Source organism: Nonomuraea recticatena (genome assembly GCF_039533245.1).
GTDB classification, from domain to species: domain Bacteria; phylum Actinomycetota; class Actinomycetes; order Streptosporangiales; family Streptosporangiaceae; genus Nonomuraea; species Nonomuraea roseola.
This window is the reverse complement of the sequence record NZ_BAAATE010000184.1, coordinates 1-557: the sequence shown is the minus strand read 5'-3', so window position 1 is coordinate 557 and position 557 is coordinate 1. Positions and strand designations below refer to the sequence as shown.

Annotated in this window: 1 protein-coding gene; it reads left to right on the top strand. The window is 70.4% G+C overall.

The genetic code is table 11. The annotated features are described in order from the left end of the window. Positions 1-400, top strand: a 400-nt coding sequence (locus ABFX50_RS51060) for an SdpI family protein (protein ID WP_346158562.1), incomplete at its 5' end; no start/stop codon positions are given. Between the last annotated feature and the right edge of the window lie 157 nt (positions 401-557).

The following is a 557-nucleotide window of genomic DNA, read 5'->3' as shown; positions in this document are numbered from 1 at the left end:
CGCCGGACCGGGGAGGGCCGCGGTGCTCGAAGCCGCCGAACCCGCGCCGTGGGGCGTGGTCGCGCTGGTCGTCGCGGGACAGCTGTTCGCCGCGTCGCTGATGTTCGTGATGGCGCGCCTCGGCGCGAGGGGGAAGCTGAAGCGGAACCCGTTCTTCGGCATCCGCACCAAGCGGTCGCTGGCGGACGACGAGTCGTGGGACACCGTGCACCGGGTCGCCGCTCCGTGGGTGTTCCTGGCCGGGGTGCCGGAGTTCCTGGGGGCCGTCGCCCTCCCGTTCACGCCGCGCGACTCGGGAACCGCCTTCCTCGTCGTGGTCCTGCTCTCGGCCGCGTTGATGATCCTGTTCTTGATCATCGGTACTGTGCTCGGCACCGGCGCGGCGGGACGCGCGCGCTGACCCGAGCGAGGACGAGCAGGAGCACATGAAGGTCAACCTGAAGATGAAGCTCGACCTGGCGCACCTGGTCTTCTCCGCGCTGGTCGTCGCGGGGATCGTCGTGGGCCAGTTCCACTTCACCTGGTTCCCGCCCGCGCTGATGTGGCTGGTCGTCGCG